The 23,256-nt window shown below is 63.2% G+C and carries 31 protein-coding genes, 1 tRNA gene and 1 pseudogene; 17 read left to right on the forward strand and 16 right to left on the reverse strand.

Annotated features, from left to right (window positions below; translation table 11 throughout):
• The 4 genes from BRA42_RS10865 to BRA42_RS10880 all read left to right on the forward strand — a co-directional run.
• Nucleotides 1-351: substrate-binding domain-containing protein (locus BRA42_RS10865; protein ID WP_342770855.1), on the forward strand; the 351-nt coding region annotated here is incomplete at its 5' end.
• Complete coding sequence (gene tsaA / locus BRA42_RS10870; RefSeq protein WP_342770854.1) at nt 348-839, forward strand: tRNA (N6-threonylcarbamoyladenosine(37)-N6)-methyltransferase TrmO; 492 nt, start codon at nt 348-350, stop codon at nt 837-839. The genes BRA42_RS10865 and tsaA, both read left to right, overlap by 4 nt.
• A gap of 86 nt (nt 840-925) precedes the next feature.
• Nucleotides 926-1,657: an ABC transporter permease gene (locus BRA42_RS10875; protein WP_394339224.1), complete on the forward strand. Its 732-nt coding sequence runs from the start codon at nt 926-928 to the stop codon at nt 1,655-1,657.
• The gene (locus BRA42_RS10880) at nt 1,657-2,706 is read left to right on the forward strand and encodes an ATP-binding cassette domain-containing protein (RefSeq protein ID WP_342770853.1); all 1,050 of its coding nucleotides are present in this window, start codon (nt 1,657-1,659) and stop codon (nt 2,704-2,706) included. Before BRA42_RS10875 ends, BRA42_RS10880 begins: the two co-directional genes overlap by 1 nt.
• Nucleotides 2,707-2,974: 268 nt before the next feature.
• On the opposite strand, the gene BRA42_RS10885 is transcribed toward BRA42_RS10880, so the two are convergent.
• The 8 genes from BRA42_RS10885 to BRA42_RS10920 form a co-directional block, all read right to left on the reverse strand.
• Nucleotides 2,975-3,658, reverse strand: coding sequence for a hypothetical protein (locus BRA42_RS10885; RefSeq protein WP_342770852.1), 684 nt, complete (start codon nt 3,656-3,658; stop codon nt 2,975-2,977).
• 305 nt (nt 3,659-3,963) lie between these two features.
• Nucleotides 3,964-4,122 (reverse strand): rubredoxin, encoded by a 159-nt coding sequence (locus BRA42_RS10890; RefSeq protein ID WP_292406766.1) that lies wholly within the window; start codon nt 4,120-4,122, stop codon nt 3,964-3,966.
• 88 nt (nt 4,123-4,210) lie between these two features.
• On the reverse strand, nt 4,211-5,773 hold the full coding sequence (locus BRA42_RS10895; RefSeq protein WP_292406763.1) for an ATP-binding protein: 1,563 nt from the start codon (nt 5,771-5,773) through the stop codon (nt 4,211-4,213).
• A gap of 83 nt (nt 5,774-5,856) precedes the next feature.
• Nucleotides 5,857-7,236, reverse strand: coding sequence for an MFS transporter (locus BRA42_RS10900; protein ID WP_292406760.1), 1,380 nt, complete (start codon nt 7,234-7,236; stop codon nt 5,857-5,859).
• Nucleotides 7,237-7,407: 171 nt separating this feature from the next.
• A complete protein-coding gene (locus BRA42_RS10905) occupies nt 7,408-7,746 on the reverse strand; it encodes a DUF5518 domain-containing protein (RefSeq protein WP_342686159.1) in 339 nt (112 codons plus the stop codon).
• 61 nt (nt 7,747-7,807) lie between these two features.
• Nucleotides 7,808-8,752: a carbamate kinase gene (gene arcC, locus BRA42_RS10910; RefSeq protein WP_342770851.1), complete on the reverse strand. Its 945-nt coding sequence runs from the start codon at nt 8,750-8,752 to the stop codon at nt 7,808-7,810.
• 4 nt (nt 8,753-8,756) lie between these two features.
• The gene (locus BRA42_RS10915; protein ID WP_292406751.1) at nt 8,757-10,043 is read right to left on the reverse strand and encodes an arginine deiminase family protein; all 1,287 of its coding nucleotides are present in this window, start codon (nt 10,041-10,043) and stop codon (nt 8,757-8,759) included.
• 5 nt (nt 10,044-10,048) lie between these two features.
• Nucleotides 10,049-10,213 (reverse strand): hypothetical protein, encoded by a 165-nt coding sequence (locus tag BRA42_RS10920; RefSeq protein ID WP_292406749.1) that lies wholly within the window; start codon nt 10,211-10,213, stop codon nt 10,049-10,051.
• A 162-nt stretch (nt 10,214-10,375) separates the two neighbouring features.
• Here BRA42_RS10920 and BRA42_RS10925 point away from each other — a divergent pair, with 162 nt between their 5' ends.
• Complete coding sequence (locus BRA42_RS10925) at nt 10,376-10,576, forward strand: hypothetical protein (protein ID WP_292406746.1); 201 nt, start codon at nt 10,376-10,378, stop codon at nt 10,574-10,576.
• Nucleotides 10,577-10,608: 32 nt separating this feature from the next.
• Here the strand turns inward: BRA42_RS10925 and BRA42_RS10930 are convergent, their stop codons facing one another.
• Together BRA42_RS10930 and BRA42_RS10935 are read right to left on the reverse strand one after the other, a co-directional pair.
• The gene (locus tag BRA42_RS10930) at nt 10,609-11,100 is read right to left on the reverse strand and encodes a hypothetical protein (RefSeq protein ID WP_292406743.1); all 492 of its coding nucleotides are present in this window, start codon (nt 11,098-11,100) and stop codon (nt 10,609-10,611) included.
• Nucleotides 11,097-11,234, reverse strand: coding sequence for a hypothetical protein (locus BRA42_RS10935; RefSeq protein ID WP_292406740.1), 138 nt, complete (start codon nt 11,232-11,234; stop codon nt 11,097-11,099). Before BRA42_RS10935 ends, BRA42_RS10930 begins: the two co-directional genes overlap by 4 nt.
• A gap of 230 nt (nt 11,235-11,464) precedes the next feature.
• On the opposite strand from BRA42_RS10935, the gene BRA42_RS10940 reads away from it, so the two are divergent.
• The 5 genes from BRA42_RS10940 to BRA42_RS10960 all read left to right on the forward strand — a co-directional run bounded on the left by BRA42_RS10940 (nt 11,465) and on the right by BRA42_RS10960 (nt 15,422).
• Entirely contained in the window at nt 11,465-12,415 is a 951-nt protein-coding gene (locus BRA42_RS10940) for an ATP-binding cassette domain-containing protein (protein WP_292406737.1), read from the forward strand.
• Nucleotides 12,412-13,257 (forward strand): ABC transporter permease, encoded by an 846-nt coding sequence (locus BRA42_RS10945; protein ID WP_292406734.1) that lies wholly within the window; start codon nt 12,412-12,414, stop codon nt 13,255-13,257. Before BRA42_RS10940 ends, BRA42_RS10945 begins: the two co-directional genes overlap by 4 nt.
• A 91-nt stretch (nt 13,258-13,348) precedes the next feature.
• Complete coding sequence (locus BRA42_RS10950; protein WP_292406731.1) at nt 13,349-14,452, forward strand: DUF362 domain-containing protein; 1,104 nt, start codon at nt 13,349-13,351, stop codon at nt 14,450-14,452.
• Between the two features lies 1 nt (nt 14,453).
• Nucleotides 14,454-15,023 carry a flavodoxin family protein gene (locus tag BRA42_RS10955; protein ID WP_292406729.1) on the forward strand — a complete coding sequence of 190 codons (570 nt, stop codon included), beginning with the start codon at nt 14,454-14,456 and terminating at the stop codon, nt 15,021-15,023.
• 51 nt (nt 15,024-15,074) lie between these two features.
• Complete coding sequence (locus tag BRA42_RS10960) at nt 15,075-15,422, forward strand: 4a-hydroxytetrahydrobiopterin dehydratase (protein WP_292406726.1); 348 nt, start codon at nt 15,075-15,077, stop codon at nt 15,420-15,422.
• On the opposite strand, the gene trxA is transcribed toward BRA42_RS10960, so the two are convergent.
• On the reverse strand, nt 15,419-15,835 hold the full coding sequence (trxA, locus tag BRA42_RS10965; protein ID WP_292406723.1) for a thioredoxin: 417 nt from the start codon (nt 15,833-15,835) through the stop codon (nt 15,419-15,421). The genes BRA42_RS10960 and trxA overlap by 4 nt on opposite strands.
• A 113-nt stretch (nt 15,836-15,948) precedes the next feature.
• On the opposite strand from trxA, the gene BRA42_RS10970 reads away from it, so the two are divergent.
• A tRNA-Met gene (locus BRA42_RS10970) sits at nt 15,949-16,023 on the forward strand.
• A 191-nt stretch (nt 16,024-16,214) separates the two neighbouring features.
• Here BRA42_RS10970 and purF read toward each other — a convergent pair.
• The 3 genes from purF to BRA42_RS10985 are packed head-to-tail and all read right to left on the reverse strand — an operon-like array spanning nt 16,215 to nt 18,087.
• Nucleotides 16,215-17,651, reverse strand: coding sequence for an amidophosphoribosyltransferase (gene purF, locus BRA42_RS10975; RefSeq protein ID WP_292406721.1), 1,437 nt, complete (start codon nt 17,649-17,651; stop codon nt 16,215-16,217).
• Nucleotides 17,652-17,660: 9 nt separating this feature from the next.
• Entirely contained in the window at nt 17,661-17,843 is a 183-nt protein-coding gene (locus BRA42_RS10980; protein ID WP_083524834.1) for a 50S ribosomal protein L37e, read from the reverse strand.
• A 16-nt stretch (nt 17,844-17,859) separates the two neighbouring features.
• On the reverse strand, nt 17,860-18,087 hold the full coding sequence (locus BRA42_RS10985) for an LSM domain-containing protein (protein WP_292406714.1): 228 nt from the start codon (nt 18,085-18,087) through the stop codon (nt 17,860-17,862).
• 112 nt (nt 18,088-18,199) lie between these two features.
• Between BRA42_RS10985 and BRA42_RS10990 the strand changes: the two genes are divergently transcribed.
• From BRA42_RS10990 to BRA42_RS11015, 6 genes are all read left to right on the forward strand, one after another.
• Nucleotides 18,200-18,697: an RNA-binding protein gene (locus BRA42_RS10990; protein ID WP_292406711.1), complete on the forward strand. Its 498-nt coding sequence runs from the start codon at nt 18,200-18,202 to the stop codon at nt 18,695-18,697.
• 49 nt (nt 18,698-18,746) lie between these two features.
• A complete protein-coding gene (locus tag BRA42_RS10995) occupies nt 18,747-19,124 on the forward strand; it encodes a cell division protein SepF (RefSeq protein WP_292406708.1) in 378 nt (125 codons plus the stop codon).
• Entirely contained in the window at nt 19,124-19,651 is a 528-nt protein-coding gene (locus tag BRA42_RS11000) for a ZPR1 zinc finger domain-containing protein (protein ID WP_292406704.1), read from the forward strand. Before BRA42_RS10995 ends, BRA42_RS11000 begins: the two co-directional genes overlap by 1 nt.
• A 77-nt stretch (nt 19,652-19,728) precedes the next feature.
• Nucleotides 19,729-19,965 (forward strand): hypothetical protein, encoded by a 237-nt coding sequence (locus BRA42_RS11005; RefSeq protein ID WP_292406701.1) that lies wholly within the window; start codon nt 19,729-19,731, stop codon nt 19,963-19,965.
• Between the two features lie 199 nt (nt 19,966-20,164).
• Nucleotides 20,165-20,371, forward strand: coding sequence for a DUF2281 domain-containing protein (locus tag BRA42_RS11010; protein ID WP_292406698.1), 207 nt, complete (start codon nt 20,165-20,167; stop codon nt 20,369-20,371).
• Between the two features lie 4 nt (nt 20,372-20,375).
• On the forward strand, nt 20,376-20,777 hold the full coding sequence (locus BRA42_RS11015; protein ID WP_292406695.1) for a type II toxin-antitoxin system VapC family toxin: 402 nt from the start codon (nt 20,376-20,378) through the stop codon (nt 20,775-20,777).
• A gap of 30 nt (nt 20,778-20,807) precedes the next feature.
• Here the strand turns inward: BRA42_RS11015 and purM are convergent, their stop codons facing one another.
• Nucleotides 20,808-21,806 (reverse strand): phosphoribosylformylglycinamidine cyclo-ligase, encoded by a 999-nt coding sequence (purM, locus tag BRA42_RS11020; protein ID WP_292406830.1) that lies wholly within the window; start codon nt 21,804-21,806, stop codon nt 20,808-20,810.
• Between the two features lie 45 nt (nt 21,807-21,851).
• Nucleotides 21,852-23,237: pseudogene (locus BRA42_RS11025) on the reverse strand (aspartate kinase); the annotation flags it as partial.
• Between the last annotated feature and the right edge of the window lie 19 nt (nt 23,238-23,256).

Consider the following 23,256-nt stretch of genomic DNA (forward strand, 5'->3'; position numbering starts at 1 on the left):
GCCGGCGACAAACTCTTCCAGAAACTTGGCATCCTCGACGCCGTCGAAGCAAACGTCGTCCTCCGGGCGCCGACGATCAACGAAGTGGTGGTGGCGATGAACATGGGCACCGCCGATGCCGCGCTCCTCACGCTGGACCAGATAAACCCCGGGACGATGGACACCATCGACATCCCGCAGGAGAACGGTCTCACCCTCATCGTCCCGATAGGGGCGACTACCTTCACAGAACATCCCGACGCCGCCCAAAAATTCGTCGAGTTCGTCACCTCCGACGAAGGAAAGGCGATCTTTGCAAAGCACGGGTTCCCGACCTACCCCGACCCGGCGTATATGGGCATTGAGCCATGATCGGTACGGACTACACCTGTCGGGCTATCGGCGTCGTCCGGACGCCGTTCTCCGACCCGGCCGCCGCCCCTATCCAGGCGGCCTTCTCCACCGCCCGCGGGACAGTGGAGGTCTTCCCCGAGTTCCGGGACGGGCTCTCGGCACTTGCGGGGTTCTCCCACCTTATCCTCATCTACCGGTTCCACCGGGCCGCCGGTGAAGAACTCAGCGAACGTCCGCTCATCGACGGCGCGGAGCCGCACGGCATCTTCGCCACCCGGCACTTCAACCGCCCGAACCGGCTCGGACTCTCGGTCGTCAGGCTCGCCGGGATCGACGGCGCCGTGCTCGCCGTCGAGGGCGTCGACCTCCTGGACGGGACGCCGGTCCTCGACATCAAGCCCTATATCCCGGCGTTCGACAGCGTCCCCACTGCCGCCTCCGGGTGGGTGACCCCGCAGCACGTAGAGCAGATCCGGAGACGGAGCGCTTCCTTCAAGGTTGATTAGCCGTGCTTGCCGACCGGGGCGCCCGTCCCCGCCGAACCCCGTTTAAAATCCTCTTTCTCACCGTCCTCTTCGTCCTGATCGGCTACATGGCCGTCGTCCTCGCCGGCCTCGTGGCCTACCCGCCGCTGCCGGCCCTCATCGAGAGCCTGGCATCCCCGGAGATCATCGCTGCGGTCGAACTCTCCCTCGCCACCTCGGTGGTCTCCACCGCCCTCTGCACTCTCGTGGCCGTCCCGGCCGCTTACTCCCTCGCCCGGTTCTCGTTCCCCGGCAGGTGGATCGTAAACACCCTGGTGAACCTCCCGCTCGCCCTCCCGCCGCTCGTCGCCGGCGTGGCGCTGCTCATCTTCTACGGCCCGTCGACGTTCGGGAGGGTGCTCTCGTCCCTGGGGCTCGATATCGTCTACACCCCGCTCGGGATCATCGCCGCTCAGTTCTTCGTCAACGTGCCCTACATGATCCGGGTCGTGCGCTCAGCCTTCGAGACGATCAACCCGCGCTACGAGTACGTCGCCAGAACGCTCGGCTGTACCGAATGGGGCGCGTTCCGGGAGGTCGCCCTCCCCCTGGCCCGGAACGGCCTCGTCGCCGGTCTGGTCATCACCTGGTCCAAGTCCATCGGCGAGTTCGGTGCCGTTCTCATGCTCGCAGGGGCAACCCGGATGAAGACCGAGACCCTGCCCATCGCGCTCTTTCTGAACATGTCGACCGGAGACCTCGACCTCGCCATCGCTGCATCGGTCATCCTGATCGTGATCGCTGTGGCGTCGCTCCTCGTCTTCGAGCGCTACTCCGTCGGCAGCAGGGGGGCCTTCTGATGCTCGAGATCAGGGACCTCTCCCTCTCGCTCGGGGAATTTTCGCTCGACGGTGTGGACCTGACCGTCGCCGACGCCGAGTATTTCATCATCCTCGGCCCGACCGGCGCCGGAAAGACGATACTCCTTGAGACACTCGCGGGGATATACACCCCGAAGACAGGGACGATCACTCTCGACGGCCGCAACATCACCCGCACCGATCCCCGGGACCGGGAGATCGGCATGGTCTACCAGGACTACATGCTCTTCCCCCACCTCACCGTCGGGGAGAACGTCGGGTTCGGCCTCCGGCAGCGGGGGGACGACCCTGCCCGGATACGAGAGACGGTGCGGAAGACCGCAGACCTGCTCGGGATCGGCCGCCTTCTGGAGCGCACACCGGGGACGCTCTCCGGCGGAGAGCAGCAGCGGGCGGCAATCGCCCGGGCGCTCGTTCTCCGGCCCCGCGTCCTGCTCCTGGACGAGCCGCTCTCGGCGCTCGACGCCGTCACCCGGGACCGGCTCCGGAAGGAACTGAAAGCCGTCCACCGTACGACCAAAACAACGGTCGTCCACATCACCCACCACTTCGAAGACATATTTGCCCTCGCCGACCGGGTGGCGGTGATGCAGGGCGGCAGGATCGTGCAGACCGGCACGCCCGACGAGGTCTTTCGGAAACCGGCCACCGAGTTCGTCGCCGCTTTCACCGGCATGGAGAACGTCTACCGCGGTGTCTCACGGGTCCGGGACGGGGAGGCGGCCATCGACCTCGGGGCGATCACCGTCCGGACCGTCACGGCCGTCGAGGGCGACGTCTGCGTCGGCGTCCGGCCAGAAGAGGTGATCGTATCCCGGGAACCGTTCGAGTCGAGCGCCACAAACGTCTTCTCCGGGACGGTGACGGAGGTCCAGCAGAACGGCATGTTCTCGAAGGTCGTCGTGGATGCGGGCCGGCCCTTCGTCGCCGTCCTGACCCGGCAGAGCATCGCACGCCTGGGCCTCGCCGAAGGGGAGCCGGCCTACGTCACCTTCAAGGCTTCCGCAGTCCACGTCTTTGCCAGGTAGCAGGCACAGCATTTCCCCGGGTTCCGATCCACTGGGACACCTGACGGGGATCGGCGAGATCCGGGAGGAGATCGCCTTTGCCACCCGGTTCGGCATATCCACCGATGCGTTCGTCCCCCCTCTTCTCGTCCGGTACTGGGGCGACAGGAGTTGCGCTCCGGAAGAGACCACTGTGATATCGGCCGTGACGAGAACTTCGGCGCTGCCGCCCACGGAGTCTATGCAGTTTGTGTGAAACGGGATACCCGGTATTTTGCCGGTTGTCGCGTTAAAATTGCGGAACGCCCTTCCCTCTGAGCGCCTGCAGTCCCTCCGTCGGGTTGAGCAGGTGCAGCCCGTACCCATCTTGAAGGGCCTGTTTCGCCGAGCGGATGAGAGGGGTATCCAGAGTGACGAAACTATCCGCCCGATTCAGGATTGCAGTCGTCAGCAACGTTGCGTCCTGGGTCTTTGACTCCCGGATTAGAAAGAGAATCGAGGAGCATATGGACCAGTAGGTGCCGTCTTCCCAGGGTGAGGCCTCCGGGATAATAGTGATCCCATGGTTCTCGAAGAGTGTATCGAAGGAAGCAAGCGTCAATCCGTAGATATGCTCGTAGCACTCTTCTGGGATCTGCGGGTTATTTCGGGAGTCCCTCCACCGTGAAATCGGGATGCCGCCTTTGAACAGGAGGATACTGCGCACTTCATCTCGGATTGACGAAAAGAGTTCATTTGTCGCCAGTGCGGAGACATAGAATTCGTCCGGCAATCCGTTCCTTCGTTGCCGCACAATTTCGTCGATAAACATCAACGAAGTTTGATATCGTCCAAGGTAGACATTGAGAAAATCGCAAGGAAGTTTCAGCTGCTCACAAAAAAACTTCAGGACACCGCCCTCACCGAGCACCCAGTGCGCAAGAACGTTCGTATCGATGAACCAGATGTTCCCAGAAATGCTTGTGGCCTCCAAAATAGGTTACTTCGAAGATTTTTTCTTTTTTGAACTCCATAAACCCTGAATCTGTCCGGCAGTCCCGTATTTGCTTGAGTGTTGCCGGACCTCATAATATTTGCCGGTCACAGGGTTGTAGATCCTCTTTTTCCGGGCAGACGGCATCGTTGTATTACCTCCTCTCATACAACCGAGACATACACTACTTCAGAGCAGAAAATATATGAGTTTTCTTATATGGCTCACGTCATACCCGGAAGGCCCCTCATCTTCCGGAAAGTAAAAATAGATACAATTGAGGCCCGGGACCGAACCGTTGCTCTCTAAAGCTTCTTAAACCGGCTCTTCGCCGCGCCGCACCGGGGGCATCGCCAGGTGTCGGGCAGGTCTTCGAAGGCGGTTCCGGGCTTGATGCCGTGAGCGGAGTCCCCGATTGCGGGATTATAGACGTAGCCGCAGAGGGCGCATCGGTATGAATCCATCGCTTTTCACCTTCCGCCCCGACCGGCCGCACGGGGCCGATAGGGACACAGTGTCCCATTTATTTTCGGGCATCGATAAGCGCTTCGGTCAGGAGATCGGGAACGACACCTCCTTACCGGTGCAGCCGTCGAGGAGAATCGAGCGCTCCCCGCGCTCCGATGCAAACCGGACCAGATAGACCGGGTAGTAGATCGTATCGAACCCGACGATCTCCGCCGTCGGCTCAATTCCCTTCAGGATGGTCCGGAGAGAGGACTCCGTGACCTTCGCTTCGGGGGGCGGCCCCCGGAGCGGCTCCATCGGGAGGTCTGTACCCCGCCGGAGGGTGTGCAGGCCCGGAATCTCAGCGGCGAGCAGGGGCACGTAGACCACCGTATCGCCCACCGTCTTCACCTCCGTGATGAGTTTCGCCTCCACGAGGCTTTTTATCGCCTTCTTCACCACACCGGATGCGAGATGGGTGTCCGCCTCGATCTCGGTCATCGTCGAGCCGCCGTTCGCGAGTCCCGAGACGATCTTCACCGCGGCCTCATCGAGCCCCAGGAGGTCCGAAAACCCCGGCCTGACCTTCAGCCCCCGGTCGATCTCGACGACGCAGCCGGTGCAGCCATCGAGGACAAACGACGCCGTCTTCGTCGCTTTCCGGATGAGCCCGCCGATGTAGCGGACCTCCACCCGGTGGAGCGGCCGGTAGACACGTTCCCCCGAGACGATCCGTTCATCGGGCTCCAGGAAGAGGAACCGACGCTTTCGCTTCGTTTTTGCAAGATCGAGCGCCTCCTCACGGAGCAGAACCGGGACCACCGCATCCCCGGCGGCGCGGGGCGCCTCCGGTTCCCCACGTTCCTCCCGGGGCCCGGCGCACGGTTCGGCCGGAGGTGCGGGCACGAGGCGGGGGGTCAGCCCCCGGTGCGCCGTCACCCGCGCACCGAAACGCATCCGCACCTTCTCCCGGGAGAGACCGCCCATCACAAAGAACTCGCCGGGTTCGAGTTCCGCGAGTTCGCCGACCTCCTGCCGGGACGAGAAGAAGAGGCCGACCGCTTTCAGGTCGTTCTCAATCGAGAGTTTCCCGATGATCTGGCTGTTGCACTGCGAGAGGACGTTCTTTGCCACGAGCGACGGCCGCTGGGTCGCGACCAGCAGTCCGAGCCCGCGCTTGCGCCCCCGGCGGGAGATCTCCTCGATCTTCTTGATGGACTCGCCGGACTGGGGGATGAACTTGTCCGCCTCCTCCACAATCAGGAGGTACGGCTGCCTTAACCGGCTTTCGAGGTCGTAGAGGATGTCGGCGAGCGTCGCTACCTTCTCGCGCATATCGATCTCCGAGACGTCGAAGATCACCGCCGTCCGGGAGCAGATCGCGTCCTGCATCAGTTCCCGGATGTTCGTCCGCCCGATATCCGCATCGCAGCCGTCGCCGGAACCGACCCGGACGAGGGAGAACCGGTCTTTGAGCGAGGAGTACTCTCCTTCCGTATCGATGAGGCAGAACCCCACCCGCGCCTGCAGGAGCCGCTCGCAGAGAACCGCGATGCCCCAGCTCTTCCCGGCGCCCGACTGCGCGATGATACAGGTCCTTCCCGTGACCAGTTCCTGAGCATCGACGGCAATCTCCCGGTCGCCGGCCTTCCCGATTACGAGGTCCATGCGTTCAAGAGATCACACGACGGCAGGGATGTTAACGCTTCGCTTAGGTTTCAAGCGTGTCCGATTTTAAAAATCAACAATAATTATCGACCTTTATTCCTCCCGAGCGATAAGAAGACGCCTAAAACCGAGAGGACCGCAAAAGCGAGGAAGAGCAACTGCATGCTCAGGAGGAACTCCGGGAATATCACCGGCGTAACGGTGGTCGACCCCATAACGACCGCAAAGACCACGAGGACCGCTCCCATGCTCAGCATCATCCCGAACGACCGCATCATCGCCGTCATCGCGGATGCGCACCCGTACTCCCGCTTCGTGACAGAGCCCATGATGGCGGTGGTGTTCGGGGACGAGAAGAGCCCGACTCCCACACCCAGCAGGACCAGGAGGGCGAGGATCAGGGAGATCGGCGCCGACTCACCGAGCAGAGCGAAGCCGAAGAGAGCCACAGCCGAGATCCCCATCCCCACCGAGGCGACGAGCCCGGGCTGTATCCGGTCGGCGAGACGGCCGGAGACCGGGGCGACGAAGACCTGGATGATCGGCTGGACCAGGAGCAGTGTTCCTGCAGCGACGGGTTCGTAGCCCCGGATATACTGGAGGTAGAGGGAGAGGAGGAACCCGACCGCATACGTGGCGCTGTAGTTGATCAGGGCGGCACCGTTCGAGGCGGCGAAGACCCGGTTCTTCGCGATGAGGGAAACCGGGAGGAGAGGGCAGGGCTGCCGCCGCTCCACCCGGAATGCGGCAATTCCAAGCAGGAGGGCCGCGACAAGGAGCGCCGCGCCGGTCGGGGTGGTCGCCGAGGCCAGGCCCAGGAAGAGGCAGAGGATCAGAGCGGAAGAGAGGACCATGCCGGGGAAGTCGAAGTCTCCGTGCTGCCGCTCGTTCAGGAACGCCGGGAACTTTCCGGCGTAGAAGAGGGCCGGGACGGCGAGGAGCGCGGTCGCGATGAAGATGCTCCGCCAGCCGAAGTACTGGGTCAGGGCGCCCCCGAGGAACGGCCCGAGCGAGAGCCCGGCATAGACGGCGGTGACGTTGAGCCCGATCGCGGAACCGCGTTCGCCGGGCGGGTAGAGGTGTGTGATCAGGGCCACGCTGTTTGCGTAGATCAGGGCGCCGCCGGCCCCCTGCAGGAAGCGGAAGACGAGGAGCAGGTCGAGCGAAGGCGTGAAGATGGTGAGGACGGACCCGGCGGTGTAGACGACGACCCCGACCAGAAAGACGGTGACCCTGCCCCGGGTGTCGCCGAGCCTGCCTGCCGGGAGGAGGAAGATGACCGACGAGAGGAGGTAGGCGCTGGAGATCCAGGCGAGCATTGCGGCGTCGGCGGAGAACTCGGCCCCGATGGCAGGCAGGGCGAGGTTGATTGCGGAACCCGTGAACGGATTCAGGAACGTGACGACGGTGACCAGTAACAGGATAAATCTTCGTGAATACGCGTGCCCGTCCTCCTGCTTCACCGCAACTCCTCGTGCCCCGAATATAGGAATATTTGCGCTCGCCGCAAATAAGGGCACTGCCGGCCGTCCACGCCGGATCGATACCCTCCACTGAACGGCACCGGCACAAAACGCCCTTACCGGGGCCGAGAAGAGCCGGGGAAGGTCCCCCTCCCCGGTGTTTGCCGTCCGTTACCGCCGGATCGCCCCGGCAATGGCACCGCCGATCAGGGAGAGTATCCCCTGGTAGATGAACGCCACGACGATGAGGACTATCGACGTCCCGAGGCCTGCAATGAACCCGAATGCCCCGAGAATAACCGTGCCGCCGACGAGAAGCAGCACCGCGATGATGATGGCGCCGAGGATGCCGGCAAACAGCCCGGCCTTTGCACCGTTTCCAATCCCGCGCCCGGAGATCCAGCCGGCGACGAACCCGCCGACCAGCGGTCCGATGACCGGCAACAGGAAACCGAGAATGAGTCCCACGAGCCACCCGATGATGACACCAGTCCAGAAGTTATTAGCCATACCTTCCTTCACCGCCGGGACTTTGAAGATGTAGTATATAAGAGTAGTGGCCCGGCTTCAGTCAACGGCGGATCCGGGTCCCCGCCCGCCCGGCAAGGGCGGCAGCGGCAGAATCGAGCGAACCGATGGTCACCCGCTCCCCACCGGCCTCGAGGAACCCGATAGCCGCCTCGATCTTCGGCCCCATCGTCCCGGCCGGAAACTGCCCGGCCGCGAGGTGCCGCCTTGCCTCCGCAACCGTCATCTCGCGGAGGTCCCGCTGACCCGGCCGCCCGTAGTTTACGGCAACGCGTTCGACGTCGGTCAGGATAAGCAGGTCGCCGGCGCCGACAAGCCGGGCGAGGAGCGCCGCAGTGTAGTCCTTGTCCACCACCGCTTCGACTCCCCTGAGGGTGCCTCCGGGACCCGCGACTACCGGGACGCCACCGCCGCCCGCGGCGATCACGACCGCTCCGGCCGAACAGAGCCGGGCAATCGCCTCCCCCTCCACGAGGGCTATCGGACGCGGCGAGGGGACCACCCGACGGTAGCCCTGCCCCGGGATCTGCGTCATCCGCCAGCCCTTCTCGTTCTCGAGCCGTCTCGCCTGCATCGCGGTATAAAACGGGCCGATAGGTTTCTCGGGGGTTTGAAACGCCGGGTCGACAGCCGCGACGAGGGTCTGGGTGAGCACCGTCGCAACCGGGCAGTCCACTCCGGCCGCGAAAAGAGCCTCCTGCAGCGACTGCTGGAGCAAGTAACCGATCATCCCCTGGCTCTCCGCCCCGCAGACGTCGAGCGGCATCGGCGGGAGAGTATCCTTCGCGAGTTCGTTCTTGAGGAGGATGTCCCCCACCTGGGGGCCGTTCCCGTGGGTGACGGCGACGGCGTAGCCGTCTCCCGCAATCCCCGCGATGTGCCGCACGGTCCTCCGGACGTTCGCGAATTGCTCTTCGGCCGTCCCCGTCTCCCGGTGGCGGAGGATGGCGTTGCCGCCGAGCGCGATCACCACGGCCTTCCCGGGCATCACCCTACCCCCGCTCCAGGGTGCAGGTCATGCAGTGGGGGCCGCCGTAGCCTCCCGTCAGGTTTTCAAGACGGAGCGGGCAGACCTCGATATCGTGCCGGTAGAACTCCGCCTTGTGCGGGAAGACCTGCCCCTCGTTCCGGACCCGGCGGTGATCCTCCTTTGCCTGCAAAAAGAGCCGTCCGTAGCGCCGCGGATCGCGGGCGGCCTTCCGCTCCAGGTTCCGGAGCACCGTCCGCATCACGCGTTCCCCCTCCACTGCAAGGATGCTCCCGTCCCGGACGCAGAGGACGTTTGCGGCGTAGGCGAGCTGCTCCAGGATCGAGAGGTCGATCACGGAAAACCCCTTTGACCGGACGTAGTCGTAGAGGTTCGCGACCTCGCCCGACGGTTCGTAGCCGCCGCCCGCCCTCTGGTAGACATCGACCCGCGCCCGCCGGAGGAGGACCGCAGAGCCGATCACCACGCCGCTCCCCGCGACGTTGAAGTAGGTATCGAGGTGCATATCGACCATCGGGTCGGGCCGGTCGCCCGGGATGAGCGGGTGACCGGGCTGGCGGACGACGCCGATCTCGTCGAACCCCGGGGCGCAGCCGAGGAACTGACGTATCCCGTCCTGGTTTGTCCGGTCGCCGGTGCCGACGAGAGCGAACTCCCCCATCGGCATGAAGTCGCCGCCCTCAAACGTTCCCGGCTCCTGCACCGCCCCGACGACCGGGACGCCGAGGACCTCCCAGAGGAGCCGGGTGAACCCGGGTTCCCGGGTCCGCTGCCGTTTTGCCGGCCGGGCGACAACAAGACCGCAGTCGGTCACCGCCTGCTGGTCGCGCATGAAGTAGAGGTTTGCAAGCGGCTCCTGCCCCAGTACCCGGACATCCACCCCTCCCCGCCCCACCTCGATGACCGGGTTCAAGAGAAGGAGCGTGAAGAAGTGCTGAGAATCCAGGGCATCGGCGTTCTCCGCCATGCTCCGGCGGGCCTCCTCCACCTCCCGCTTCCCGCCCCGGAGGGTGACGGTCTCGTATGCCAGATCAACGAGTCGCCGGCGCACCGCCGGGTCGTGGTCGGCGGCATCGAGGATCGTCTCCTTGAACCGGAGCACCCGGACCCCGAACTCCTCCCGGAGGGTGCGTTCGAGGTGATCGTGCTCCCGGCGCGCTTCGTAGCGGCTGAACGCCCTCTCGTAAAGTGCCGCATACGGCTCCAGCAGCCCGAAAAACATCTCGATCCCCGGACGGTGGATGACAACCTTCCGGAGGGTGTCCCACTCCGCCCGCACTCCCGCTGCCATCCCGCTCACCGCCCGCGCCGGGGAGCGGCAAAGAAATACGCGATCATCACGCCGACGGCCGTCGCGACCGCGAGTTCCCAGTTCACCCTCCCGCCGACGGCGAAACTGATTCCGGCAAAGACGGCAAACGCAAGCACGCCATAGAGGAGGAGTTTAACGTATCGATGCATCCGGGGGACACCCTCACCCGAGGAGGGGATAAACCTGTCGCGGCCCGGGCACCGGGGTCGAGGGCGGCTCGCCTCCGGCTCCGCAGAGATAAAACCGTAAGAATTATTATTCGAGGGAACAACCGGGACGCAGGAAATATTATCCATCACGGAGGTGTTCACATGAGGATCCGACGCTACAAACCCCCGATCTCAACGACCGTAAAACCGTTCAGAATAGTGCGACGACTGCAGCGCAACCCGACCTACATCCCGCTCAGGATCGGCCCGGCGGTGAACGCCGCCGTTCTCGCGGCCCTTTCGGCGACATCGGCAATGTCGGGGATGATCCTCGGGTTCTGCATGCGCCTCGCGGGGCTTTGACGCCCCGGCCGGGAGCCTCTCTTTTCCGTCCGTCACAGACCGATAAGATCCATTACCCAGAACCCGAACCGGACCAGCCCCAGCCGCAACGTCCCGATGAAGGTCTCTCCCTTGATCGTGACGGTGCCGTTTTGCATCGCCGCCCGGAAGGCATCGAACGGCCGGTCGGACACCATGACCTCCTCCACCGTCTCCGGATCGGTGGTCACCGTGACGATCGGGTCCGGGCAGCCCTTTGCATCGAACTGGACGATCTTGCCGTCCTTGAAGGTGATCCCGATGACCAGCACGCCATCGGGGGACTCGACGTGGAGGTCGACTCTCTCGTTCTCGAACGGCCCGGTCACCCATCCCGGGAGACGGTCGGCATATTCGTTGTAAGTCAGGGTATACTCCCGCATCGCAAAGAGGAGGTTCACCTCTTCCGGGGTCAGATCGGCGTTGTCGACCACGAGTCCGCCTCCCGCCGTCACAAGCGCCAGCACCGCAAGGAAGGCAACAGCCGCCCGAAGGGACGAAGTCATCGCCGCTCACTCCCCCGTTCTTTCTCCGGGAGCATCCGCTCTTCCCGTTTCAGCACGCTGGCGCCGAGAGCGGCGCTATAGACCGGAGGGGCTCCCGGACCGCCGTTGTCGTGGAGAAGATCGCAGTCGCGCATACCATCTCTGAGAGGGGATGGGGAGGTTCTGGTATTTTTGAATTGCTGTTGGGACCGGCCGCAGGAGGGATGCCGAAACGGTAAAACCGTCCCGGACCCGCACCCTGAGGCGAGACGGAGCGAAGGCCCCGGAGACCGCGCAAACATCCCGGCGGTCCGGTGCATAGCGACAGGGAAAAGGAGATATGACGGCGCTGTGTATGTAGGAATACGGGAGCGGATGGTGGCCGATGGGAGAGGACAATATCATCGAAGTGCAGGACCTCGAACATACGTTCAACGGCTTTGCCGCGGTGCGCGGAATCAGTTTTGCCGTCAAAAAAGGCGAGATATTCTCCTTCCTCGGCCCCAACGGCGCGGGCAAGAGCACCACCATCAACATCCTGACGACGCTCCTTCCCCTCCAGAAAGGCACGGTGCGGGTGGCCGGCCATGACGTCGCACGAGCGCCCGAACAGGTCCGGAAATCCATCGGCATCGTCTTCCAGGAGAACGTGCTCGACCGCGACCTCACCGTCCGGGAGACGATGGAGTTTCACGGGCGGCTCTACGCCATCCCCCGCGACGAGCGGCGGCGGCGGATCGACGACCTGCTCCGGGTCGTGGAGCTCGAAACTAAACGGGACGAACTGACGAAGAATCTCTCCGGCGGGATGAAACGCCGGCTCCAGATCGCGCGCGGCCTCTTAACCCGGCCGACGGTCCTCTTCCTGGACGAACCGACGCAGGGGCTCGATCCCCAGACGCGGATGCGGATATGGGAGTACATCCGGCAGGTGAACGGGGCCGGGACGACGATCTTCCTGACGACACACTACATGGAGGAGGCCGATATGCTCTCCGACCGGATCAGCATCATCGACCACGGAGAGATCATCGTCTCCGGCACACCGGAGGAGCTTAAAAACACCCTCGGCGAGGATGTCGTCTACCTGGAGACCGGGGACGACCGAAAAGCGCGGGAAGCCCTCGGGGGGATCGGGGAGATCCGGTCGGTCACGAAGTCGCCCCGGGGCCTCTCAATCACAATCTCGACCGACGGGAGCCGCTGTCTCCCGCAGATCGTCGATGCGGTGCACGGCGCCGGGATCGCTATCAGGAGCATAAACCTCAAGAAACCGACGATGGACGACGTTTTCGTGTATTATACCGGCAGGGAACTGCGGGACACCGGGGTGTGAGCACCACGGCGTGGGAGTTCCTTACCATCTACCGGCGGGAGATGATCCGGTTCGTCCGGTTCAGGACGCAGCTCTTTACATCACTCCTGCAGCCGGCGCTCTGGATGGCGTTCTTCGGCGTCGCGATGTCCTCGAATTTCAACCAGTTCACTTCGGCCATCCCGGTCCCGGCGGGCGTCGTTCCGGTCGACTATCTCACCTTCATGGCCGCCGGAGTGATCGCGATGACGACCCTCTTTACGAGCCTCTTCGGCGGAATCAGCCTCCTTTTCGATAAAAATTGGGGGTTGATGCGGGAGATGCTCGCGAGCCCCATGCCCCGGACCCATATCATGATGGGGGTCAGCCTCTCGGGGATCACGAAATCGTTCATCCAGGTGGGCGTCATCATGGTGTTCGGGGCCCTCCTCGGGGTGCGGTTCTTCTCCGGGTTTTCGGCCGCCCGGCTCGCCCTCGCGGTCCTCGGGATATTCGCGTTCGTCGGCGTCTTTTCGCTCGGATTCCTGCTCTTCTCCTCCGCTCTCTCGATGCGCCTTGAAAGCCCCGAAGGGCTGCAGGGGGTAATAACGCTCCTCACCCTGCCGATCTTCTTCGTCTCGAACGCTCTCTACCCGGTCCAGGCGTTTCCGCCTCTCCTGGAGACCCTCTCGCTCTACAACCCGCTCACGCACCTGGTCAACGGGATCCGCTACTTCGCCCTCGGAGACGACTTCTTCGCCGTCGGCGCCCACTACGCCTACACCACGGCCGACGTCTTCGTATCGTTCGCTTACCTTGCGGTCTTTGCAGCGGTGATGTACCTCCTCGCCCGCTGGACGTTTCAACGGGCGGTGGTTACCTGACCGATGACGGAGAGAGGCTGTCACCGTCTCGAACAATCGGCCGTATCTTTCTTATCCCCTGCAGAAGAAAAATACACAAGAGAGGGGAGCAATGGCAGACGTCTACTTCGCGAATCTCAGGGCAAGGAGCCACCACGAGAGCAAGATTCAGAAGATCCGCCGCCTTTTCGATGCGGCCGGGCTCGGCGAGGTCGTCCGGCCGGGAGACCTTACGGCCGTCAAACTGCACGTCGGGGAGCGGGGGTGCGACACCTACCTGCACCCGGTCTTTGCCCGGCAGGTGGTCGATAAGGTGAAGGAACGGGGGGCGCGCCCGTTCATCACCGATACCGCCACCCTCTACGCGGGGAGCCGGGCCGATGCCGTCGGGCATACCGTCACCGCCATCGAGCACGGCTTCGCCTACGCGGTTGCCGGAGCCCCGGTGATCGTTGCCGACGGCCTTTCGGGCGGCTACTGGAGGGAGGTCGCGGTCGACGGGAAGCACTTCCGGAGCGTCCGGATCGCGGGCAGCATCCTCGACGCCGACAGCATGATCATCCTCTCGCACGTCAAGGGTCACGACACCGCCGGAGTCGGGGGCGCGATCAAGAACCTGGGAATGGGTTGCGCCCCGCCCTCGGGGAAGGCGGAGCAGCACGCCGCCCGGCCGTGCCTGGAGGGGGAGAACTGCATCGGATGCGGTCGGTGCACCCTGGTCTGTCCGCAGGCGGCTATGACGGTCGTTGAAGGAAAGGCGCTCTTCAACCCGGAGCACTGTGTCGGGTGCGGGGATTGCGTGCGCGCCTGTCCCGAGGGAGCGATCGATTTCGACTGGACGACGGAGATCCGGCCGTTCCTGGAGCGGCTCTGCGAGTACGCCCTCGGCGCCGTCCGCGGGAAACCCGGGAGGGTGGGCTACATCAACTTCCTCCTCAACATCACCCCGGACTGCGACTGCCTGCCCTGGAGCGACGCGGCAATCGTCCCGGACATCGGCATCCTTGCATCGACCGACCCGGTTGCGATCGACCGCGCGAGCATCGACCTCATCAACGGCCAGCAGGGGTTCGCCGGGACGCACCTTGCAGCGAACCTTGCGCCGGGAGAAGACAAGTTTAAGGGGGTCTGGGACTACACGGACGACGACTACCAGATCGCTTACGCGGCCGCTATCGGCCTCGGGGAAGCGGTCTACCGTCTGATTGAGGTGTGAGATGACGACCGGAACCGTGGTGCTGCTCTGCGGGAGCCCCCGGCGCGAGGGGAACACCGAACGGGTGCTTGGGGCGTGCGCAAAGGTCCTCGAACGCGAGGGGCTCAGAACCGAGACGGTGCTGCTTGCAGGGCGGCGCATCCTTTCCTGCACCGCCTGCGGGCTCTGCAGCGAGGGGGAGTGCGCCCTCGACGACGACGTAAACGAGATCATCACTATGATCCGGGAGGCGGACGGGTTTATCGTGGGGGCTCCGGTCTACTTCGGGACCGCACGGGGTGACGTTACGGCGGCGCTGCAGCGGATAGGGATGGTCTCGACGGCGTCGGACTCGTTCCTCTCGCGGAAGGTCGGCGGCCCGATCGTTGTGGCGCGACGCGGGGGGCATACCGCAACGCTCCAAGAACTACTGATGTTCTACCTCATGAACGACATGATCGTGCCGGGCTCGACCTACTGGAACATGGTCTTCGGGCTGGAGCCGGGGGAGGCCTTAAACGACGAAGAAGGGATGCGGACGATCCGGCGGTTCGCCGAGAACGTGGCGTTCCTGATCGAAAAACTGCGTTAGAGGTCGGCGCCGGAGAAGAACCTTTTTCATTCTTCCGGGAGAGGGATCACCATGGATCTTTCGTCCGAATCGATCAGCCCGGGTGTCGCGGATACGGCACCCCTGACCCGGCGGGAGATCGCCGACCTCCTGCCGGAAGTCCCGGCCTGGTCGCTCGAAGAGGGGCATCTCTGTGTCCGGTTCGCCTGCAAGGGGTTCAACGACGCCGTAACGCTCCTCCAGGAGATCGCTATGTTTGCCGCGCGGGAGAACCACGTCCCGGATATCGGCATCTGTCGGGGCCGGATCGTGGAGGTCGCCTGGTACACCTACGCCATCGGCGGGCTCTCCCGGAACGACTTTATCATGGCCGCACGGCTCTCCGAACGGCTCCGGGCCCGGCAGGGCGGGACCCTCTAACCGGTGCCGAAGGCCCGCATGACCCGTGCCTTGATGGCTTCTTTCGGGAGCGCACCGACCACCCGGTCGACGAGCATGCCGTTTGAGAAGAACAGGAGCGTCGGTATCGCCGTGACACTGAAACTCATCGCCATCCGTGGGTTTTCATCGACGTTGCACTTGGAAAAGGTCACCCTGCCAGCAAAGTCATGCGCAAGACCCTCGATCACCGGGGCCACCATCCGGCAGGGGCCGCACCATTCCGCCCAGACATCGACGACCAGGGAAGGGTGCTTTCGGAGGGTCTCCTGGAACGTATCGTCGGCGACCTCGATGACACCGCCCCTGTCGCCCCCGAGCCGCGCCTCCATCTCCCGGAGGCGCTCTTCCCGGAGCCGTTGCAGTTCGTCGTCCACCGGTCTTTTTTCATCCATACAGCGGAGGTATGGTCTACGCTCGTATTAAAGATTGGCTGCGAACCGGGGGTCCGTCCGGCACAAAGGGTTATATCCGAATACGTACAATATAGTATACCCGACAGATCGGAAGCGAGGTGGGGTAGTCAGGAAATCCCGGCGGGCTCATAACCCGTAGACCGATGGTTCAAATCCATCCCTCGCTATACTCACTTCTTCAATAATTTTCTGCAATCTTCGATTGATTTCATGTCCGGCGCGAATTCGCACGAGATCGCGCGCTGCTTTGCTGAAAAATCGGGCGGGAGCCAGGCGCGCGGGGCAACCGGGATGCCCGGTTCATCTCCGGGAAACGAAAATGGCGCTTCTTTATCCGGGAAAACAGGAAAAGAACCGTCTATGACTGTTCCTTTCCGGCCCTGAAGGTCGAGAGGTCGGACTGACGGGTTCCGGCCACGTAGTCCACGACGCAGTGGCAGCTCTTCTCTCCCGGGATATCCACCGGGTAGCACCCGGTCAGGCACCCGGTGCAGAGGTTCTGCTCGCCGCACCCGATCGCTTCCACCAGGTCTTCAAGCGGGATGTAGGTGAGCGACGTCGCACCGATGCTCTCCCGCACCGCCTCGGTATCCCTGCCGCTCGCGACGAGCTCCGCGCGGGTCGGCATATCCACCCCGAGGTAGCAGGGGGCGACGATCGGCGGGGAACCGACCCGAAGGTGGATCTCCGCTGCCCCCGCATCCCGGATCATGGTCACGATCCGGCGGGAGGTCGTCCCCCGGACGATGCTGTCGTCGACGAGGACCACCCGCTTGTCCTTCAGGTTCCCCCTGACGGTGTTGAGTTTGATCCGCACGGCCCGCTCCCGCTGCTGCTGCGTCGGCATGATGAACGTCCGGCCCATGTAGCGGTTCTTCATCAGCCCTTCGACAAACGGGACCCCGGACCGTTCGGCGTAGCCGGCGGCGTAGGCGATGCCGGAGTCGGGGACCGGACAGGCCGTATCGGCCTCTATGGGGTTCGCATCGTAGAGTTTCTGCCCGATCCGACGCCGCACGTCGTAGACCAGCGTCCCGTCGATGACCGAGTCGGCCCGGGCGAAGTAGATGTACTCGAAGATGCAGCGGGCCGTCCGGTTTGCGGTCGCGATCTGGATTGAAGAGAGCCCGGATTCATCGATACGGACAAGTTCTCCCGGCCGCACGTCCCGAATGAACGTGCCGTCCAGCGCGTCGACGGCCACGCTCTCCGAGGCGACGATGTAGCCCTGGTCGATGCCACCGATACAGAGCGGCTTGATGCCGAGCGGGTCGCGGAAGGCGTAGACGGTGTCGTTTAAGAGTGCGACGACGGAGTAGGAGCCCCGCAGGCGCCGCATGCAGAACCGGACGGCGTCCTCCATGCTCTTTGAAGTCCGGAGCGCATCGGCGATGATGTTTCCGATGATCTCGGTATCGGTCGTGGTACAGAAGATCTGGCCCCGGCGCTCGTACTCCTCCCGGAGTTCGGCCGTATTGACCAGGTTGCCGTTATGGGCGATCGAGAGGTTGAGTCCCTGATACCGGAAGTTGAACGGCTGAACGTTCTCCGGGACCTTCGACCCGGTCGTCGGGTAGCGGACGTGGCCGATTCCGACGGTTCCCCGCAGCTCCTGCAGGGTATGGCTGTTGAAGACCTCGGCAACGAGCCCCTGGGCCTTATGCGTGTACAGGGTCGCGCCTTCAAAAGTAGAAATCCCCGCGCTCTCCTGCCCCCGGTGCTGGAGAGCGTACAGGGCATAATACAGCGGAAACGAGACACCGCCAGCATCGACGATGCCAACGATACCACACATGGTCCAGCTCTAGTGCGTCGGTACCTTGGCCTTCTTCTCCGTCCAGCGGTAACTCCGGATCCTCCGGCTTCTGCCGAAGCCGCAGGCCGAACAGACCTTGTGCTGCGCGTGGAACGAGATCTTGCCGCACCGCCTGCAGGCGATGTGGGTACGCTTCTGCCGCTTGCCCATTGAAGGTGTGCCTTTTGACATAAACTCTCACCTGAAGTTATTCAACTGAAGGGGTAATGTAGATCACATTATCGCCGCGGACGATCAGCGTGCCCAGTCTCTGAACCGTGCCGTCCACTTCTTCTTCTGCCTTATCCAGTACCAGATTCATGTGAACGTCGTATCCCTGGAGGATTCCCCGGATCTCCCTTCCCCCTTTGAGGCTGATGATAACGGGCTGACGATTCAGTACCTGATCTAAAATATCCAACGGTCTTGGCGTCATATGATTACCCTTTGCCGTCCTTTTCTGGAGTAATATATTTGAGCGAGGAAGCTACTTAAATATAACCGCACGGTTACGCGAGAACCAATACTTTCGCGAGGTCACGAACACAATGTCGAAGATCACCGTAAAAAAACGTCACGTCATCCGGAAATCACAGATAGCCGATCTCATGGACCGGCTCGCCGACGAGATCGGTCCGTCGGCCGACCTTTTCCGATCCGACCGGATCGAGCGGATGGAGACGGACGCTCCGTTCGAACTGTATCTCGTCGACAAAAAGCCGCTCCTGATGTCCTCCGATGCCTGGGCCTTCCCCACCCTCCGCGGCCTCATCGAACACCCGATCCCCGAGCGGCGGGTGACGGTCGATGCCGGCGCGGTCAGGTTCGTCGCAAACGGCGCGGATGCCATGCGCCCCGGGATTGTCTCGATCTCGCCCGACGTCCGCGAGGGGCGTCCGGTGCAGGTCGTCGAGGAACGCTACGGCAAACCGCTCGCCGTCGGAATTGCCCTCTTTAATGCCGCCGATATGGAACGGCAGGAGAAGGGTAAATCGGTCAAAAGCATCCACTGCGTTGGGGACGATCTCTGGAATCTTGAGATCTGACGGCAAAAATAAAGATACTATTAAATAAAATTCTTCCCACAATTTGGTTATGGTTAAAAAGCTCTTTGACAGTATCCTCGGTAAGAACCCCGTAAAAAGCGAAGATGAATACATGGAACTCGATCTCGCTTCCTATGAGGGATCGACCAGCGAGGAGCCGGCGTCCATGTACGTCAAGATCGCCACCATCGCCGACCTCAAGGATACCCCCCGCGTCAAAGACGAGGTCTACAACGGCAACATCGTCATTATCGATATCGGGCGGCTGAAGATGGATAAGGTGACGTTCGAACGGGTCTTAAAGGACCTCCGCGACGTGGCGAAAGACGTGAACGGCGACATCGTCGGCCTCGGGGACCAGAAATACGTCGTCGTCACGCCGATGTCCGTTAAGGTCTCCCGTGAGAAGATCGGCGGTGGCGTGTAGTGCGGGAGTGCCACCCCGGGACCTGCCCGGCGTGCGGCGGCGTGATCCAGATCGTCCATCACCGCCTTGACATCCCCCATTTCCCGGACCTCCTGCTTGTCGCAATCGCCTGCGACGCCTGCGGCTACCGGCACACCGACACCATCATCCTTGGAGAGGGCGACCCGGTCCGGTGGACGATGCGGGTGGAAGAGCCCGACGACCTCTCAATCCGGGTGGCCCGGAGCACGACGGGAACGATCACGATCCCGGAGCTCGGTCTCGCAGTCGAGCCCGGGACCGCCTGCGAAGGGTTCGTCACCAACGTCGAGGGGGTCCTCGCCCGCTTCGAGCAGGCGGTGGAGACGGTGCTTGCGAATCCGGAGAGCGACGAGGAGCGGGCGGCCGCCCTCCGGATGCTCGCGAAGATCGGTTCCGCGCGGGAGGTGGCCTTCCCGTTCACGGTCATCCTCGAGGACCCTATGGGAAACAGCGCGCTTGTCGGGGAGAAAGCTGAGAAGATGCTTCTTGATCGGGACGAATCCTGAATATTTCTTTTTTGTACACTGGAGGGAACCTAAAAATAGGACCTCCTCCCATACGCGACGCCGTGAGGTGAAGAGATATGGCACAAACGATCTCGGTGCTGAAGTGGGAGAACGAAGCGGATGTCGAGAACGCCGTTCATGATATCCGGGCGGAGATGGACCGGCAGGGCGCGCTATCGAGGGAGACGGAGCAGGCTATGCAGCACTCGCTTCGGGTGGCCGACGCCCGCCTCACAAACCGCTTCCTGACACGGGTCAGGGAGCAGGCCCCCGACGCACTGCACTACTTCGAGGAGCAGGGCGGCGGGGGATGAGCGGTAAGGGAGGCAACGATCTGCAGGACCGCGAACCTGCAAAAGCACCGTACGGACACCCGGAACTAAGGCATCCCGATAGGCATCATGGGAGGAAAACATTCTTGTCACACTTGAACAATAGGGCCTATCCGGACCCACGGATCGGATGGCGCTTCCGACCGGCCGGACCCGTGGGGACGCTACGGGGATGAACGTCATGGCAGATATCGAAGAACTCGTGAGGGAACTCTCTCCCGAACACCGAAAAGAGGCGCTCGACTTTATCGCCTATCTCCTCCAGAAGCAGAAGCGCAAGCAGGGCGAACCGCTCCGGCAGACCTGGGCCGGGGCGCTTTCGCGGCACCGGGACACCTATACCGCTCTTGAACTGCAGAAAAAGTCGTTGTCGTGGCGCACCGGGTAAAACGATGTATCTTCTTGACACGAACGTCTGGCTGGAGCGTCTTCTCGATCGGGACCGGTCGGGAGAGGTCGAGGAATTCCTCTCCTCAGTTCCTTCAGAACGGCTGTTCATCACGGACTTCTCGCTCCATTCCATCGGCGTGATCCTCGGCCGTCTCGGGGGCACGCCGGCCTTCTGCGATTTTGTCGAGGACCTCTTCATCGACGGCGCGGTGACGGTGATCGCTCTCGATCCCGCCCGGCTGAGGCTCCTCGCCCGGACGATGGAGTTGTATCTTCTCGATTTCGATAACGCATACCAATACCTCGCAGCGGTTGAGCACAACCTCGTGCTCGTATCGTTCGACGGCGATTTTGAGAGAACGCCCGGCGGGAGGATCTCGCCCGCCGAGGTTCTCGGGCGCTGAGTTCAAAAAAACGAAGAGAGAGCGAGCCCTTCACCGGATCTCCACACCCTTGAACCGCACGCCTGGCTCCTCCGTCACCTCGCCGACCACCCGGGCATCGGGGACGACCGACCGGATCGCGGCGACGCTCTCCTCCGGGGCGACGAAGGCATAGCCCATGCCCATGTTGAAGGTGCGGTACATCTCGACGGTCCCGACGCCGCCGGTCTCCTGCAGCCAGCGGAAGACGGGAGGAGCCGTCAGGGGATGGGTGACGGAGAACCCGTATTTCGTGAGTCTCGTGAAGTTCAGGAGGCCGCCGCCGGTGATGTGGCACATCCCGTGGACGGGGCAGGCCGCCGTCACCCGGAGCGCCTCGTGGTAGATCCGGGTCGGGGTCAGGAGTTCCTCTCCGAGGGTCTTCCCGTTCGAAAGCCGGGTATTGTAGGAAGCACACTCTTCGACGATCCGGCGGGCGAGCGTCAGACCGTTGCTGTGGATGCCGCTTGAGGGGACGCCGATGATCCGGTCGCCCGGGACAATCGCCTCGCCGGTGACGATCTTCTCTTTCTTCTGGACCCCGAGGCAGGTCCCCGCAAGGTCGAGGCCGTTCACGAGGCCCCTGAGGGTCGCGGTCTCGCCGCCGACGACGTTCATGTTCGCAAGCCTCGCCCCTGCGTTTAAGCCCTCACCGATCTGGGCCATCTTCTCGGGCGAGAGGGCGTCGGTCGCTATGTAGTCGACGAACGCCACCGGTTCAAGGTTCATCACGTAGAGGTCGTTGACGTTCATCGCGATGCAGTCGATCCCGACGGTATGCCAGTCGCGGAGGGCGTCGGCGACGAGCATCTTGGTCCCTACGCCGTCGACCGCGAGCGCGAGAACATAGGGTCCGCAGTCGATCAGACCGGCAAAGTGCCCGACCTTCCCGAGCATCGAGAACGCGCCGGCCCTCCGATAAGTGAGGCGGTCGATCAGCGCCCGCACCGCCCGGCCCTCAAGGTCGATATCGACCCCGGCTTCACGATAGGTGTGTTCGGCACGGCACAACCCGGAGGGTTTCGCCCGGCAGGAAGATTCCTTTGTATCTTCCGCGTCGTCACAGTTCTCCGAGAGACGGAACTCGTCGTGCAGTACCTGCAGGGCCCGTTTCCCGTCGGCGGCCTTCACGACGAACGAGACGTTCACCTCGCTTGAGCCCTGCGAGATCATCATAGTGTTGATGGAGGCCCGGCCGAGGGCGGAGAAGATCCGGCCGCCCGTTCCCGGGGTGCCGGCCATTCCCGCACCCACGACGGCGACCGCAGCGACGTCCCGGTCGTAGGTGGCCTCGCGCACGATACCCTGCTTCACGATCGGAGTAAGGGCGGCGACCGCGGCCTCAAGGTGGGACTCGTCGATGATGAGCGAGATGTTTGCTTCGGAGGAGCCCTGCGAGATCATCATGACGTTCACCTCCCGCTCCGCAAGCGCGGAGAAGATCGTCTTCGCGACACCGGGGCGGCCGATCATCTGGGCACCGTTGACGTTGACCAGGGCCACTCTCTCGATCAGGGCGACGGCCTTGACAACCCGCTTCTCCTGGTGCTTATCGCGGAGGATGAGGGTCCCGGGGGCGTCGGGCCGAAAAGAGTTCTTGACCCGGATCGGGATATCCTTCTGCATCGCGGGTTCGACCGACCGCGGGTGAAGGACCTTCGCGCCGAAGAAGGAGAGTTCCATCACCTCAAGGTAGGAGATGTCGTCGAGGACCCGGGCGTCCTTGATGATCCGGGGGTCGGAGGTCATCACTCCGTCGACGTCGGTCCAGATCCAGATCTCGTCGGCATCGATCCCGGCACCGACGACGGCGGCCGAGTAGTCGGAGCCGCTCCGCCCGAGGGTGGTGACGACGCCCCGCTCGGTCGCTCCCATGAAGCCCATGATCACCGGGACGGAATCGGCGAGCAGCGGGGCGACCCGGTTCCGGATCTTCTCCTCGCTCGCCGGGAGGGCACGGGCGTCCCCGTAGTTGGCGGTCGTGACGATCCCGGCCTCGGCACCGTCGAGAGAGACCGAGGGGATGCCGCGCTGCCGGAGAGCGGCCGCGACGATCGGGGCGGAGAGCCGCTCGCCGAAGGAGATGATGTAATCGCGGGACCGGGGCGTCAGCTCCTTCAAGGTGTAGACTGCGGTGAGGAAGTTCTGCAGCCGGGTAAGCCGTTCGTCGATGACCGTCGTCACCTCATCGGTGTAATCGGGGGCCGTCTCCGCGAGGAGCCGGACGTGCCTGGCCCGCATCTCCAGGAGAAGCGCCCCGATCTCGGGCTGCTCTCTGCTCGATACGACCTCGTCGGCCACCGCGATGATCTGGTCGGTGACCTTCGAGCATGCCGATACGACTACCGCGACCTCGTCTCCTGCCCGCCGGTGCGATTCCACAATGTCTACGACCCGCCGGATACAGTCCGCTTCTCCGACGGAGGTGCCACCGAATTTCATTAAAAGCCTCATTCTGGCT

Origin of the sequence: Methanoculleus sp. UBA374, from assembly GCA_002508705.1 — an archaeon.
GTDB lineage: Archaea > Halobacteriota > Methanomicrobia > Methanomicrobiales > Methanoculleaceae > Methanoculleus > Methanoculleus palmolei.